This is a genomic window from Pseudonocardia xinjiangensis (genome assembly GCF_012911925.1).
Lineage (GTDB): Bacteria > Actinomycetota > Actinomycetes > Mycobacteriales > Pseudonocardiaceae > Pseudonocardia > Pseudonocardia xinjiangensis.
The window spans coordinates 1-15,277 of record NZ_JAAXKY010000163.1 but is presented as its reverse complement, the minus strand read 5'-3'; the positions used below and the strand labels follow the sequence as shown (position 1 = coordinate 15,277).

General features: G+C 71.3%; 13 protein-coding genes and 1 pseudogene. 12 read left to right on the top strand and 2 right to left on the bottom strand.

Going from position 1 to position 15,277, the window contains the following annotated elements:
* Nucleotides 1–358: pseudogene (locus HF577_RS31880) on the top strand (hypothetical protein); the annotation flags it as partial.
* Nucleotides 359–413: 55 nt separating this feature from the next.
* Entirely contained in the window at nucleotides 414–1,661 is a 1,248-nt protein-coding gene (locus tag HF577_RS31875) for a cytochrome P450 (RefSeq protein ID WP_312859512.1), read from the top strand.
* Nucleotides 1,662–1,665: 4 nt separating this feature from the next.
* On the opposite strand, the gene HF577_RS31870 is transcribed toward HF577_RS31875, so the two are convergent.
* Nucleotides 1,666–2,544 (bottom strand): alpha/beta fold hydrolase, encoded by an 879-nt coding sequence (locus tag HF577_RS31870; RefSeq protein ID WP_169399706.1) that lies wholly within the window; start codon nucleotides 2,542–2,544, stop codon nucleotides 1,666–1,668.
* Between the two features lie 121 nt (nucleotides 2,545–2,665).
* Here HF577_RS31870 and HF577_RS31865 point away from each other — a divergent pair, with 121 nt between their 5' ends.
* The 5 genes from HF577_RS31865 to HF577_RS39955 all read left to right on the top strand — a co-directional run bounded on the left by HF577_RS31865 (nucleotide 2,666) and on the right by HF577_RS39955 (nucleotide 10,391).
* Complete coding sequence (locus HF577_RS31865; RefSeq protein ID WP_169399705.1) at nucleotides 2,666–5,950, top strand: AfsR/SARP family transcriptional regulator; 3,285 nt, start codon at nucleotides 2,666–2,668, stop codon at nucleotides 5,948–5,950.
* Between the two features lie 498 nt (nucleotides 5,951–6,448).
* Nucleotides 6,449–7,042 (top strand): hypothetical protein, encoded by a 594-nt coding sequence (locus tag HF577_RS31860; RefSeq protein ID WP_169399704.1) that lies wholly within the window; start codon nucleotides 6,449–6,451, stop codon nucleotides 7,040–7,042.
* 31 nt (nucleotides 7,043–7,073) lie between these two features.
* Entirely contained in the window at nucleotides 7,074–7,703 is a 630-nt protein-coding gene (locus tag HF577_RS39960; RefSeq protein ID WP_211175152.1) for a helix-turn-helix transcriptional regulator, read from the top strand.
* Nucleotides 7,704–7,758: 55 nt separating this feature from the next.
* Entirely contained in the window at nucleotides 7,759–8,379 is a 621-nt protein-coding gene (locus HF577_RS31850; protein WP_169399702.1) for a DUF4255 domain-containing protein, read from the top strand.
* The gene (locus tag HF577_RS39955; RefSeq protein WP_169399701.1) at nucleotides 8,376–10,391 is read left to right on the top strand and encodes an ATP-binding protein; all 2,016 of its coding nucleotides are present in this window, start codon (nucleotides 8,376–8,378) and stop codon (nucleotides 10,389–10,391) included. Before HF577_RS31850 ends, HF577_RS39955 begins: the two co-directional genes overlap by 4 nt.
* 86 nt (nucleotides 10,392–10,477) lie before the next feature.
* Here HF577_RS39955 and HF577_RS31840 read toward each other — a convergent pair whose 3' ends face one another.
* Nucleotides 10,478–11,674: an RICIN domain-containing protein gene (locus HF577_RS31840; RefSeq protein ID WP_169399700.1), complete on the bottom strand. Its 1,197-nt coding sequence runs from the start codon at nucleotides 11,672–11,674 to the stop codon at nucleotides 10,478–10,480.
* Between the two features lie 414 nt (nucleotides 11,675–12,088).
* Between HF577_RS31840 and HF577_RS31835 the strand changes: the two genes are divergently transcribed.
* From HF577_RS31835 to HF577_RS31820, 5 genes are all read left to right on the top strand, one after another.
* Nucleotides 12,089–13,663 (top strand): phage tail sheath family protein, encoded by a 1,575-nt coding sequence (locus HF577_RS31835; RefSeq protein ID WP_169399699.1) that lies wholly within the window; start codon nucleotides 12,089–12,091, stop codon nucleotides 13,661–13,663.
* 59 nt (nucleotides 13,664–13,722) lie between these two features.
* The gene (locus HF577_RS31830; RefSeq protein ID WP_169399698.1) at nucleotides 13,723–14,172 is read left to right on the top strand and encodes a phage tail protein; all 450 of its coding nucleotides are present in this window, start codon (nucleotides 13,723–13,725) and stop codon (nucleotides 14,170–14,172) included.
* Nucleotide 14,173: 1 nt separating this feature from the next.
* Nucleotides 14,174–14,653, top strand: coding sequence for a hypothetical protein (locus HF577_RS31825; protein ID WP_169399697.1), 480 nt, complete (start codon nucleotides 14,174–14,176; stop codon nucleotides 14,651–14,653).
* A complete protein-coding gene (locus HF577_RS39950) occupies nucleotides 14,650–14,808 on the top strand; it encodes a DUF6760 family protein (protein ID WP_312859511.1) in 159 nt (52 codons plus the stop codon). The genes HF577_RS31825 and HF577_RS39950 overlap by 4 nt, the downstream gene beginning before the upstream one ends.
* A gap of 193 nt (nucleotides 14,809–15,001) precedes the next feature.
* Nucleotides 15,002–15,277 (top strand): hypothetical protein (locus HF577_RS31820; RefSeq protein ID WP_407692260.1); only part of this gene is annotated, 276 nt, incomplete at its 3' end.

The following is a 15,277-nucleotide window of genomic DNA, read 5'->3' as shown; positions in this document are numbered from 1 at the left end:
CCCCCTCCCCCTGCCCACGGAGGACCAGGAGGAGCGCACTGTCGTCCCGCTCCTGCAGGGAGTGGTCCGCCACGGCGGGCAGCCGGTGCACGACGCCGTGCTCACCGTCGTCGACACGACGGGCCGTCAGCTCGGACACGCCCGCACCGACGCGGATGGCCGCTACCGGATCACCCGTGCCGGGGACGGTCACGTCTACCTCCTCGTCGTGCAGGGGGCCGGGACCTCCCGAGCCGAGTACCTGCAGGCCGGGGGCCTGCTCCCCCACGACATCGACCTCGACCTGCCCGGCGAGGCATTCCCTGCCCCGCTCGCCGGGAGGTCCCGGCGTCTCGAGACCGCCGAAGCCACCACCTGAGCAGCTACCCGGCGGATCTCTCCCCACGGAGAGGGCACGCCGAGAGAGGAATCCCGTGACCGACGCAGCGTCTCTGGCCGATGACCGGACCGACCGGGGAGGGAGGGCACCGACCGCGATGCGCCGCTCCGGGTTCGGGCCCGTCCCCGAGCTGGTCGCCCTGCGCGAGAGCGCCGGGATCGTGCGCGTGCCGACACCGTTCGGCCCCTCGGCCTGGATGCTCACCTGCTACGACCACGTCCGCCGGATGCTCGGCGACGCCGAGGCCTTCGTCAACGGCTGGACACCCGCCGACCTCACGGCCGATGAGGGTCAGGCCGCCCCTGACCGGGACCCCCGCCAGCTCTCCGGCGACCGGGCAGGCAACCTGCTCTCCCTCGACCCACCCGATCACACCCGCCTGCGCCGCATGCTCACCCCGGAGTTCACCGTGCGGCGCATGCGGCGCCTGGAGCCACGCATCGTCGAGATCGTCGACGCCCACCTCGACGCCCTCGAGCGGCACGGAGCGCCCGCCGACCTCGTGGCGAACTACGCCCTGCCCATCCCCTCGCTGGTCATCTGCGAGCTCCTCGGAGTCCCCGCCGCCGACCAGCAGGAGTTCCAGCAGCGCACCGACCGCCAGCTCGACACCACCCTGTCCGAGCCGGAGAAGTTCGAGCTCGCCCGCGAGTCGCTGGCCTACATGCAGGGGCTCGTCGCGCGCGCCCGCCGCGAACCCGGCGAGGACCTGCTCGGCATGCTCATCCGCGAGCACGACCAGGATCTGAGCAACGCCGAGCTCGTCGGCATCGGCAACCTGCTGCTCGTCGCCGGCCACGAGACGACCTCGAACATGCTCGGTCTGGGCACTCTCGCGCTGCTGCGCCACCCCGACCAGCTCGCCATGGTCCGCGACGATCCCGACAGCGTCCCGGGTGCCGTCGAGGAGCTGATGCGCTGGCTGTCCATCGTCAACAGCGGGTCCCCCCGGCTGGCCACCCGGGACGTCGACATCGACGGCACCACCATCCGTCGCGGCGATCTGGTGCTGTTCAACCTCCCCACCGCCAACCGCGACCCCGCGCTCCTCGACGACCCCGACCGCTTCGACATCACCCGCAAGGCCACGAGCCACGTCGGCTTCGGTCACGGCATCCACCACTGCCTCGGTGCACCGCTGGCCCGCCTGGAGATGCGGATCGCCTTCCCCGCGCTGCTGCGCCGCTTCCCCCACCTGCACCTGGCCGTGCCGGACGACCGCGTCGCCTTCGCCTGGCACAAGGCCATCCACGGGCTCGAGGAGCTCCCCGTCGCCTGGTGACCGCCTACCTGGCGAGCAGGTCGCGCAGGGCCTTGATCACCTCGGCAGGGGCTTCCTCGGCCATGAAGTGCCCGCAGGACACGGTGCGGTGGTCCAGGTCGGGCGCCCAGGCCCGCCACCGGGCGGCGGCGTCGAAGCCGAGGGCGGCGCCCCAGTCCTGCTGCAGCACGGTCACCGGCATCCGCAGCTGGTGGCCGGCCTGCCGGTCGGCCTCGTCGTGGTCGACGTCGACCGTGGCCGAGGCCCGGTAGTCGGCGACGATCGAGGGGATCGCCCGGCGGGACGCGTCCAGATAGGCGGCCCGGACGTCGACGGGGATCGCGTCCGGGTCGACGGCCCAGACGTCGAGGAAGTGGCCGAAGAACGCGTCCGCCGCGCCGCTGATCATGAGCTCGGGCAGGCCGGGCGGCTGGGCCATCAGGAACAGGTGGAAGCCGACGGCGGCGGACGTGCCGTGCATGACGTCCCACGTGTCGAGGGTCGGCAGGACGTCCAGCGAGGCCAGGTGGGTGATCGCGGCGGGGTGGTCGAGCCCGGCGCGGATCGCGACCAGCGCACCCCGGTCGTGCCCGGCCAGCGCGAAGCGCTCGTGCCCGAGAGCGCGGGCGAGCGCGACGATGTCGGCGGCCATGGTGCGCTTGGCGTAGGTCTGCCCGTCGGTGTCGGCCGGCTTGTCGCTGTCGCCGTAGCCGCGCAGGTCGGGGCAGATCACCGTGTGGTCGGCGGCCAGATCGGCGGCGACGTGGCGCCACATCAGGTGGGTCTGGGGAAACCCGTGCAGCAGGACGACGGGGCTGCCCGAGCCGCCCACCGCCGCGGTGAGCTGCACGCCCTCGGCGACGGTGACGCGCTGCCTGCTGAATCCGGTGATCTCCGGTGTCATGGGACTCCTCGTCCGGTGTGGTCGGTCGTACGGGCCCACCCTGCGGTCCGCCGGTCAGCGCGCAGTCAGCAGCGGCTCAGCTCGTCCGGCCGGTCGGCGCGGGCCGATAGGTTGGGTGCCGATGGTGGGTTTCGGTGTGCTCGGCCCGGTGGAGGCCGCGAACGAGCACGGCCCGATCGACCTGAAGGGCCTCCGGCACCGGGCCGTCCTCGCGCGGCTGCTGGTCGCGGGAGGCCGGGCCGTGCCGGTCACCCGGCTGATCGACGATCTGTGGGACGAGCCATCCGACGGCGCGCTCGGCGCCGTCCAGACCTTCGTCGGCGCCCTGCGGAAGGCGCTCGAACCGGATCGCCCGCCCCGGACCCCGGCCCGGCTGCTCGTCACCGCACCGCCCGGGTACGCGCTGCGCGCCGGCCCGGAGGCGGTGGACGCCTGGCGCTTCGAGGCCGCGGTCGGCGCGGCCGGCCGACTGCTGGCCGACGGGAGAGCGGAGGACGCCCGCCGCCTGCTCGACGAGGGGCTGGGGCTCTGGCGGGGACCGGCGTACGCGGAGTTCGCCGAGCAGGGCTGGGCCCGCGGGGAGGCAGTGCGGCTGGACGAGCTGCGCCTGCTGGCCGTGGAACGCCGGGCCGAGGCCGGGTTGGCTGCCGGCCGGGCCGCCGAGTCGGTGCCCGATCTGGAGGCCCACGTCGCGGCTCATCCACTCCGCGAGGACGGCAGGCGGCTGCTGGCTCTGGCGCTGTACCGGACGGGACGCCAGGGCGACGCGCTGGCCACGCTCCGCCGGGGCCGCACGGTGCTGCGCGCCGAGCTCGGCGTGGACCCCGGGCCGGGCCTGCGGCAGCTGGAGGCGGACATCCTCGTCCAGGCCCCGCAGCTCGCCGCGCCGCCTGCTCCCCGCCGGCAGAGCCCGGCGCCCGCCCCGGTCGCCCGGCCCCGGCCGGTGGGGCATCCGTTCGTCGGCCGGGCCGGGGAGCTGGCCGAGCTGCAGGACGCCGCGCAGGCCGCGGTGACGGCGGGGCGGCCACGGCTCGTGCTGCTGTCGGGAGCAGCCGGCGCGGGCAAGACCGCGCTCGCCACGACGCTGACCGAGCGCCTCGCGGCCACCGGCTGGACCACGGCGTGGGGGGCCAGCCCCGAGCAGCGGGGCGCGCCGGCGGCCTGGCCGTGGGCCCGGATGCGCGAGAGCCTCACCGCGGCCGGGCCCACCCCGCCCGATCCCGCCGGCGCGGCCGGCGGCGATCCCGTGGCGGCGCGGTTCCTCCGCCACCGGGCGATCGGCTCCTTCCTGGCCGGGATCTCCGAGCGGGGCCCGGTCCTGCTGGTCTTCGACGACCTGCACTGGGCGGACGAGGAGACCCTGGCCCTGCTGACCGCGCTGGCGGCCGATCCCGATGCCGGGCCCGTGCTGGTCGTCGGCACGTACCGATCGACCGAGATCTCCGCAGGGCTGGCCGAAGCGCTGGGCCGCGCCGCCCGTACCGAACCGGCGCGGATCTACCTGGGTGGTCTGACGGAGCCGCAGGTACGGGAGATGGTCGAGGCTCTCACCGACCGCGGGACGGCCCCGGGGGACGCCCGCGCCATCCACGCGCGCAGCGGGGGCAACCCGTTCTTCGTGCGGGAGCTCGTCCGGCTCTGGGAGGCCGAGGGTGACGCCGGCCTGCACGCCGTACCGGCCGGCGTCCGTGACGTCATCCGGCATCGCCTGGCCCGGCTCGCCGAGCCGGCGCGGACGCATCTCCACCTGGCCGCGGTCATCGGCCCGGAGGTCGACCTCGACGTGCTGGTCCCGCTCGCGGGGGACGAGGAACAGGTGCTGGCCTCCGTCGAGGCCGCCGTGCTCGCGGGCTTCCTCGTCGAGCAGGACGCCGACCGCGTGCGGTTCACCCACGCACTCGTGCAGGAGACGCTCTACCACGACATCACGCGCGCCCGCCGAGCCCGCCGGCACGCCGCGGCCGCCGAGATCATCGAGAGGATCCGGCCCGGTGACGTGGAGGCGATCGCCCACCACGTCCTGCGGGCGGGAAGCCGGGCCACCGCCGCTCGCACCGCGCGCTGGGCACGCGCCGCGGCCGAACGGGCGGAGCGCCGCGTCGCCCCCCACGAGGCGGCCCGCCTGTGGCGGCAGACGGTCGTGGCCCTGGACCGGACCGGCGACGGCGCCGCGGAGAGCGACGGCCGGGAGCGGCTGGAGGCGGTGATGGGCCTGGTCCGGGCGCTGGCGGTGACCGGCGAGCTGCAGCAGGCCCGGAGTCACCGCGCCACGGCGGTCACGGCGGCCGAGGCGCTCGGCGATCCGTTGCTGACCGCTCGCGTGCTCGGCTCGTTCGACGTGCCGGCGATCTGGACGGCCAACGACGACGAAGCCCTGTCGGTCCGCCTCGCCGCGGCCGCCGAACGCGCGCTGGGCGCGATGCCGGCCGACCGCGAGAGCGAACGCGGACGCCTGCTGGTCACCATCGCGATGGAGCGGCGCGCCGATGCCGGACGGCGCGGGGACGAGGCGGCCCGGGAGGCCGAGACGATCGCGCGGCGTCTCGGCGACCCCACCCTGCTGGCCTTCGCGCTCAACGGCCGCTTCCTGCAGACCTTCCACCGCGCAGGCCTCGCTCCGGAACGGGCCCGGATCGGCGAGGAGCTCCTCGATCTGGCAGCCCGGCACCGCGGGCTGGTGACCTTCGAGGTGCTCGGGCACCTGATCCTCGTCCAGGCCCGCGCCGCCCTCGCCGATCTCGTCGCCGCCGACCAGCACGCCGCCGCGGCCGACGAGCTCGCCGACCGCTACGAACTGCCGCTCGTCGGTGTCTTCACCGACTGGTACGCCGCCCTCCGGCTCGCGGTGACCGGGCCACCGGACGGCACGGCAACGGCCTACCGGGCAGCCGCCCGGCGGCTCACGGGCACCGGGATGTCCGGCCTGGAGGACGGGATCCTCCCGCTCGCCCTGCTCAGCCTGACCGCCCCCGACATGCCGACCGGCGTGGACGACGCCCGCTGGGGCGCGTACGAGCGGTGGGCCCGTCCGCTGGTGCTGTTCGCGCACGGGCACGGCGACCAGGCACTCACCGCTGCACGCGCCGTCCCGGACTCCCCCCGCGACCTGCTCTTCGAGGCCCGCACCTGCCTGCACGCCATGACGGCGATCCGGACGGGGGACCGTCCGGCGATGGAACGCCTCTACGCCCGGCTGCTTCCCGCAGCCGGAGAGCTCGCCGGAGCCGGCAGCGGCCTGCTCACTCTCGGCCCCGCAGCTCACCACCTGGGCAACCTCTCCGCCGCGCTCGGGCGACCGCACCAGGCCCGGGGCCACTTCCGGCAGGCCGGGGCGATCGCGGGCAAGGCCGGTTCCCCGCGCTGGGCCACCGTCGCTCACGACGCCCTGCGCGCCCTCGGCAGCTAGCGCGACCGGCGCCGCCGATTGACCACGAAACGAACGCGATATCACCCCGGCCTACTACGTCATATCCGCCCGATGTGCTAATCGTCACAGAACTGGGCTACGCCGCCACGTATCTCCATCGGTTAACCGACAACTCGCCGAACACCGTGTTGCAAGCTCCGCGAGCATAGGTCCGAATCCCACTCGGCGACCCCCCACTGCGTGGAATGTCTATATCGCCCACTACTCGCTTCCACGTAAGAACGAGGAGGCCGAAACAGTGGCCTTCGGAGAATGGAGGGGGTTGACAACGGAGAGAAGTGGCGGGCTATCCTGGCCGAGTCATGCCCTCGGCGGGACGTTCCACAATCAGGGGCTTCGTGTGGCACAACTGCGAGTACCGTCCGCGGTAACCTCTTGTGTCGGCAACGCGCTGCCTGCTCCCGGCTAATCGCCGGGACCACCACAGCGGCCTGTTCTCGCCATCAGCGTCCGAAAGGCAAGCCACTGAACACCCGCATGCGCATCAAACTAGGTCTGCTCACGCTCAGTGCCGTTGCCTTGACAGCATGCTCGGCCGCCCAGGCCCCGGCACCGGCGGCGGTGGCGCCGGCACCGGCCCAGGCACCCCAGGCACAGTCCGACCAGGGCCAGGGCACGTCGTCCTCCGGCGACAACTCCGGCGGGGGCTCGCAGGCCGCGGCCTCGCTCGGACAGCGCAGCTCCGAGGGCGGTTACTGGCCGGCGTCGCTCCAGCTGGGGCAGAACAACAGCCTGGGCAAAGTAGTGCTCGACGGTCAGGGATTCACGCTGTACCGATTCGACAAGGACACCGCCCACCCGTCGGCGTCGAATTGCACGGGATCCTGCCTGGCCAAATGGCCCCCGGTACTCACGAACAACAAGATCCAGATCCAGAACCTGGACCCATCCGCACTGGGCGCCGTCACGCGCCCGGACGGAACGCAGCAGGTGACCGTAGGCGGATGGCCGGTCTATCGGTACATCAACGATGTCGTTCCTGGTCAGGTCACCGGACAGGGAGTCGGCGGAACCTGGTTCGCGATAGCACCGGACGGTTCCAAGGCCGGTGGCGGCAAGTCCGTCAAGTAACAGCACCGGCGCCCAGGGAAACGACATGGCCGTGACCGTGACGGTAACCGTGCATTCGGATGACCCGTTGGCACTGGCCGGTGCCCTCAGTCATCTTCGGCATCAGCCGGCACTCGAGGTGGTCGAACCGTCGACGCCACCCGCCGGTGACTCGGTTGCCGTTGTACTGACCCAACGGGTCGACGAGAGCACCGCCGTCGAACTGCGGAGGCTGGTCCGGGAGCCGGGGCGGCGCGTCGTCCTGGTCACCGACCAACTCCGCGAACCGGAGCTGATGGCGGTGCTGGAGTTCGGGGTCCGCACCATTCTGTGGCGCGCCGAGGCCACCCAGAGCCGGCTGATCGGAGCGATCCGTTCGGCGGCGCAGGGGGACAGCAAACTCCCGCCCGACCTGCTCGGGCAGCTGATCGCCCACGTGAGCCGCGCCCAGCGGGCCGCATCGGACCAGCCGTCGATGGCCGTGCCGGCCGTGGGGCTCGCCCCCCGTGAGGTCGACGTGCTCAAGCTGGTCGCCGAGGGCCTCGACACCCAGCAGATCGCCGACAAGCTCGCCTACTCGGAACGCACGATCAAGAACGTGCTCCACGGCGTGATGTCCCGGCTGCAACTGCGCAACCGGGCCCACGCCGTGGCGTACGCCCTCCGCGAGGGCTACATCTGATGCCCCACGCTCGGAGACGAGCACGCACGTCCCCTCATGGCCCAGGAGAACACCGGTGATCCACGAGGTCGACGAGGCGTTGCGCTCGCTGATCGGAACGCGTGCCCTCCCGGGCGTGATCACCGACATCCAGTTCGACGCGCCCACCCGCAACTGGGCGGCCCGGCGCAACTCCCCCACCGTCAACGTCTACCTGTACGACATCCGCGAAGAGGTCGCCTGGCGCGAACGGGGCGCGGTCGCCGTCCGGGACAAGGACGGCAAGATCATCGCCCGGCGGCAACCGCCACGCTGGTTCCGGCTCTCCTACCTCGTCACGGCGTGGACCACCCGGCCGGAGGACGAGCATCGCCTGCTGTCGGCCCTGCTCATCCTGCTGCTGCAGCACGAGGCGATCCCGCGGGACACCCTGACCGGAACACTGGCGGAGCTCAACGTGTCGATTCCGATGTCGGTTGCGGTACCGCCGTCCGAGTCGCGCTCGATCGCCGACCTCTGGTCCGCCCTCGGCGGCGAGCTGAAGCCGTCGCTCGACATGGTCGTCCTCGCGCCGTTCGTGGCCTCTGCCGAGTACCCGGTCGGACCGCCCGTCCTCGAAGAGACGATCACGGTCCGGGATCGCCGGGGCGAGATCGTCGACTCCGCCACCCGCGACTACCGCAACCGCCTGCCGTGACCGTTCGCGACCCGGCCGTTCCGTTGCTACACCGGTTGGACCTGCTGCACGTGCGGGCCGCGAACATCGTGCGGCAGCGCGCCGCCGGCGACGCCAGCTCCGCCGACCCGCTGCGTGGCCTCTACCTCCCACCGGAGGTCGCGCTCCAGTGGGCCCACCGGCCCTCGCCGGGCAGCGACGCCGCGGACGCCGAGGACGACGGGTACCCGGAGGCACTGGAACCCACCGAGGCGCCGGAGGACCGGCTGACCGGGCTGGCGCACAGGTTCATGCTGCCTGCGCTGGACGTCCACCTGCTGCTGGCCGCACTCGCCCCAGACGTCGACCGCCGGTTCGAGCCCCTCTACGGATACCTCAACGACGACGTCTCACGGCGCCGCGTCACGGTCTCGGTCGCTCTCGAGCTGATCGGGCTGGCCCCCCACCACCGATCGGCCCGCGCTCGGATGCACCCGGCCGCGCCCCTGCTGCACGGCGGCCTGATGACCGTGGAGGACGACCGGGAACGGCCGTTGCCCGGCCGGACACTGCGCGTACCCGAACGGGTCATCGCCTACCTGCTCGGCGACGACGTACTCGACAGCGAACTCCTCGACACGGTCCGGCAGGCGCCACCGCTGCCGGCCGCCACCGGGCCGGAGCCGAACGCGTTCGAGGCACGGTTGGCGAAGCTGCTCCCCGACGCGTCGGTCGTGGTGCACCTGCGCGAGCACCGGCCCGGCACCGGTGTCGCGGTCGCCGTGGCGGCCCTGCAGCACGCCGGTCGCACCGTGCTGCGCTTCGACCTGCCGTCCCCCACGGATTCCGCGGCAGCCGTCGACCTGATCCCGGCACTGGTCAGAGAGGCCCGCCTCCGCGAGGCCGCTCTCGTGATCAGCCCGCTGCCGGAGCAACCGGCGGCCGTGATGCGGGCGCTGGAGCACGTCGACGTCCCGGTCGTTCTCGTTGACCCCCGGCCCTTCGACCCCCACTGGTCGCCGTCGGCCACCGCGGTGCTGTCGCTCGACCTCCCTCCCGGCGGCCTGGCCTCGACACAGCTCTGGGCCGAGGAACTGAGCGAGGCCGACGTCCCGGACCTCGCCGCCGCCGTGGCACCGTTCCGGCTCGGCCCGGACCAGGTGCGCCGGGCGGTCCGGTCCGCCCGTGCGCTCGCCGCCCTCGACTCCGCGCCGCTGAGCCGGGTACACATCCAGCACGGCGCCCGGCAGCAGTCGGCGCCGCTGCTCAACCAGCACGCGCGCCAGGTGCAACCCGAGGTCGGCTGGCCGGATCTCGTGTTGCCCGACGAACCGTTGCAGCAGCTGCACGAGCTGGTCGTGCGCGCCAGGCAGCGGGAACGGGTGCTCCGGGAATGGCGGCTGCGCCCCGGCGGCGGACGCGGACGCGGGGTGGTGGCCCTCTTCGCCGGCGACTCGGGCACCGGCAAGACGCTGTCCGCCGAGGTGGTGGCCGGTGAGCTGGGCGTAGTGCTCTACGTGGTGGAGCTGTCGTCGGTGGTCGACAAGTACATCGGCGAGACCGAGAAGAACCTCGAACGGATCTTCGCCGAGGCCGACCGCACCGACTCGGTCCTGCTGTTCGACGAGGCCGACGCCATCTTCGGCAAGCGCTCGGAGGTGAAGGACTCCCACGACCGCTACGCCAACATGGAGAGTGCCTTCCTCCTGCAGCGCCTGGAGTCGTTCGACGGGATCGCGCTGCTCACCACGAACCTGCGGGCCAACATTGACGAGGCGTTCACCCGCCGGCTGGACCTCATCGTCGACTTCCCCTTCCCCGACCCGGCGTTGCGCACCCAGCTGTGGCGCCAGTGCCTGACCCACGCGCCCTGCCTGCCGGACCTCGACCTGGCGGCGCTCGGCGCCAGGTACGAGCTGTCCGGGGGTGGAATCCGGAGCGCCGCGGTCACGGCCGCCTACCTCGCCGCCGGCCGTGGTGAGCCCATCTCCGACGACGACGTCCTGATCGGCGCCCAGCGCGAGTACCAGAAGATGGGTCGCGTGGTCTGGTGATCCGCGAGGCGCGGTCAGTGGCCTGGTTCGAACACCACCTTCCATGATCAGCGCACCGAGCCGGTTCGCGAACCTCCGGACCTGGATCAGGACGCCGCGGTGAGCGTCCACTCCTGCCCCGAGACGGACTCGCTCTCGCCGCACTCCCTCGCCTGCACCACCTGCCCCGTACCGATGTCGGTCAGGCAGGAGCCGGTCTGGGAGTTGACGATGGTGACGACGTCATTGCTGCCCGCGGGCTTCAGGAACCAGGCCTCGTTCTTCTGCAGTTGGCCATTGCCCACGTTCCGCAGGGTGAGCTGCGAGTTGTTGCTCGGAACGGGCTGGCCGAGCGCGAAGTTGCGACCCGCGGCCGGAACGATGGCCATGGAACCGTCCTGGAGACGGATGAGGCTCCAGGTCTGCAGGCGCTGCTGTTGCTGGTTCAGCTGGTCCGACTCGACCAGCGGTGTGCCGCCGCGCTGATCGGGCGCTGCCGACAACGCCACCTCGGCCTGGGTCACGTCGGAATGGGTGAACGTGACGTTGGTGGTCCCGCCCGACGAATTGCCCGAGCCCTGCCGTTGTTGCTGTTGCTGTTGCTGCTGCTGTTGTTGCTGCTGCTGAGTGGTGGGGGGCGCCTGCTGCTGGGTGGTCTGCAGTCCGCCCGTCAGCGGCGGCACCTGCACGTTCGGCGCCTGGAACGAGGGGAGGGCCAGCGACGGGAACAGGCGGGACTGCAGGTTGGTGAAGGGGAGGTACAGCAGACCCGCAGCGATCAGGGCAGCCACGAGCAACAGGCCGAGCAGCACCAGCAACCATTTGGGGAACAGTCCCATCTGGATGTACGTGCCCCGTAGCTGCGTCGGTTTCGCGCCCGTCAACGTCGCGTCCTCGGGCGGCATCACGGTGACCGCGAACGGGTAACGCTGCGGCTTCCCGGTGAACCGACGCCGGCGAGGACGCACCCGGAGCACCGGAGACCCGACGACCCCGGCCGGTACCAGGGTCGAGGGCTCCCTCCCGTCGAACAGCAACCTGTCCTCGTCATCTCGGCCGACCAGCCGGATCTCCAGTGGAGCGTTGCCCCGGTTGTTGACGCTGAAGCGCAGCAACGCGGAGAGGCGGCCACGGACCGTGACCGGGTTCATCTCCGCACGCAGGTCCCCGAAGGACGTGACGGTGACGGTTCCCTCGGCCACATCGGACAGTTCGGGGTGCTCGCGGGGCACCACGCGGACACCGATCGGAGTGGGGCCGGCCAGCACCTCCGGGGTGCGCGGCACCTTGACGGTGAGGGTCACCGTGCCCTCGTCACCGGGGAAAAGCCGCAGTTTGTCCGGAGTGAACTGACAAAAACGACTCAACGGACCGAGAACCGAGAGTTGGTACTCCTCGACCGTGTCCCCGTTGTTACGCACCTTCAACGTGAAGGTGGCAGCGCCCGCTCCTGGAGTGACAGTGCTCGACGTCGGCTCGAGAGACGTCCATAGACTCACCGAACAAGACTACGGATCATCGCGAGCCGGAGCAGTGGTCGGAAGGGCAGTAATCGGTCCATCACATCGGACCGAACGGGCAGGTTCCGGTGCCCGTCGCGCGGGCACCAGCATGCCCGCGGGTGGGGTCCGGCGGACCTGTTGGCGAGGGCGGGTGGCCCACATGATTCAGCGAAAAGCTTGGCCGCCACTTCATCTCCGGTACGAGGAGACCCCTGCATGCCTACCTATCTGTCGCCCGGCGTCTACGTCGAGGAGGCTCCCAGTGGTTCGCGTCCAATTCAAGGCGTGGGCACCGCGGTTGCCGCCTTTGTCGGTTTCGCCCCCACGGGTCCGCTCAACACGCCGGTGCTGATTCCGAACTGGTCGTCATACGTCGCCCAGTTCGGCGAGTTCGCGGAGGGCAGCTACCTCGCCCACGCCGTGTACGGATATCTCAACAACGGCGGCTCGATCTGCTACGTCGTCCGGGTCGGCAGTGGCCCCGATGACCGGGACGACGCCGACGAGCCGTCGCGTCCGGCGGCCGCCCTGCCCGCGGCCGAACCCGCCACGCTCGGGCCGTTCCGGCTCACCCCGCTCCCCCGCGGCAACGGCTCCGGCCCGCTCACCGCCGAGGTGACCGACTCCCAGGGCGAGAACGTCCCCGAGGACCGCTTCACGCTCCTCATCAAGGAGGGCGACAACACCCTCGAGACCTTCGACGTCTCGGCACGCAAGGGCGCCCGGAACTACATCGTCAACCAGGTGCGGCAGAACTCGAAGCTGGTCAGCGTCGAAGAGGCGACCCCGAGCGGGCAGGTGAGCCGTCCCGCCAACCAGACGGTCACCCTCAACCCCCCGCCCGCGGCCGTCTCGACGAGGGGGTCCGACGCACCGCGGCGGCTCAACTCCGGTGACTTCATGGGCGACACGGACGACCGCACCGGCCTGGGTGGGCTCGAGGAGATCGACGAGATCACCATGGTGGCCGTTCCCGATGCGATGGCCGCCTACGAGCGCGGTGCGCTCGACATGGACGGCCTGAAGGCGGTCCAGCTCGCGCTCATCTCGCACTGCGAGCAGATGGGTGACCGGATGGCCATCCTCGACCCGCCGCCGGCGATGAAGGCCAAGGACATCCTGGACTGGCGCCAGCAGACGGCGGCCTACGACTCCGCGCACTCCGCGCTCTACTACCCCTGGATCAGGGTCTTCGACCCGGCCAGCGGACAGCCTCGCCTGGTTCCGCCGAGCGGCCACATGGCGGGCGTGTGGGCCCGCACCGACGCCGCGCGCGGCGTCCACAAGGCTCCGGCCAACGAGGTGGTGCGCGGCGCCATCGACCTGGGCACGCAGATCACCCGCGGCGAGCAGGGCATGCTCAACCCGGTCGGCATCAACTGCATCCGGACGTTCCCGGGCCGCGGTGTCCGCGTGTGGGGCGCCCGCACGCTCTCCTCCGACCCCGCATGGCGCTACCTGAACGTGCGCCGCTACTTCAACTACCTCGAGGAGTCGATCCTCGACGGCACCCAGTGGGTCGTCTTCGAGCCGAACGACCGCTCGCTGTGGAACCGGATCCGGCGCAACGTCACGGCGTTCCTGCTCCAGGAATGGCGCAGCGGAGCTCTGTTCGGGAACCAGCCGCAGAACGCGTTCTACGTCAAGTGCGACGCGGAGACCAACCCGCCCGAGTCGGTCGACCAGGGCCGGGTGGTATGCGAGATCGGGGTCGCGCCGGTGAAGCCGGCCGAGTTCGTGATCTTCCGGCTGTCCCAGTACTCCGAGGGCGGCGCCGAGCTCACGGAGTAGGGCGCCCCGTCACACATTCCTCACTGCACGCATGTCTGATCAGCTAGAAGGAGCGATGGATGAGTCTCCAGCCGGGTGATGCGTATGTTGCGCATCAGTTCACCGTCGACATCGACGGTATTCAGAGCCCCATCAACAAGATCGGGGAGATGAAGTACTCGCTGGGCGTCGTCGAGTACCAGCAGGTGGACCAGCAGGGCAAGCCGCTGCGCAAGAAGATGCCCGGTGCCCCGGAAGGCGGCACCGTCACCGTGACCCGCGGTCTCGATGACCAGTCGACCCAGTTCGACACCTGGATCGACGCGGCGATGACCGGCGACATGAGCACGGCTCGCAAGAACGTCTCTCTCGTGGTGAACGACTACACGGGACAGGAGAAGATGCGGTGGAACCTCACCAACGCCTGGGTCAGCAGCGTGACGACCACGGGCGGTGAGGCCGGCAGCGCGTCGCCGTTCACCCAGGACATCGAGATCAACTGGGAAACCATGAACAAGCAGAACGGCTGACATGCGCCGCAGCGGCCCGCGTTACCGCAGCGCTTCTGCAACGGCGCTGGAGGGGACCTCGCCCGCGGCATCGGACGCAGAGGCTCTCGATGTACCCGTGCAACGAGAGCCTCTGCGTACCGAGTTCGAATTCGAACTGCCCCGGGGATATGTGGACGAGTCGGGCGTCGTGCACCGTCGTGGCACAATGCGGCTCGCCACCGCGCGCGACGAGCTTCTGCCGTTGCGCGACATCCGGGTCAAGGAGAACCCGGCCTATCTGTCAGTTGTCCTGCTCGGGCGCGTGATCACCCAGTTGGGCAACATCGGGCCGGCGAACGACCAGATCGTCGAGAAGATGTTCGCGGCCGATCTGGCCTTCCTGCAGGACTTCTATCGACAGGTCAATGCCGAGGGCCACACCCGGGCGTCGGTGGCTTGTCCACATTGTGCTAAACCGTTCGAAGTGGAGCTTGGTGGGAGCCGCCTGGGGGAATCGTGACGTACGCAACTTCTCGTATCCACGAGGAGATTGCGTACCTGGCCTATTACTTCCACTGGCGCCTGGAGGACGTGTTGGATCTCGAGCACCACGACCGCAGGCGGTACGTGAGCGAAGCGAGCGCGCTCGTGCGCCGTTCCGAGGAAAGCCAGTGATCCGATGAACCTATTTCCCCGCTTTCGTCGGCCGAGGCCGGTGGCGCGGCCGACGGAGACGTCGGCCGCGCCATCGGCGCATGCGCCCTCGGAGGACTGGAAGACCGTCGCCCCCATCCAACGGGTCCTGGACGAGCCGTCGCGGGTTCTGGGCACCACCCGGAGGTCGCCGGCGACCTTCGCGGATCCTCGGATGTCCAGCGCGGAACTGGTGCACAACGTCAGTGCGGACGCACCGGGCGGCGTGGTCCACGGCTTGCTCACCAGCCGGATCGGGCAGCCGCAACCCCTCGACGTGCCGATGCCGCCCCTGCCGGTCGCGTCCCGACCGTCGGAGCCACTGCCGCCCGAGTCGCCGCCGGGCGCCGACGCCGTCCCCGTGGTGAGGGTGCAGCGGGCGTCGGCCCCGGGTCGGATGACCACGGCCGTCCCCACCTGGCCGGCCCGGCAGTTGCAGGCGGTTGCGCCC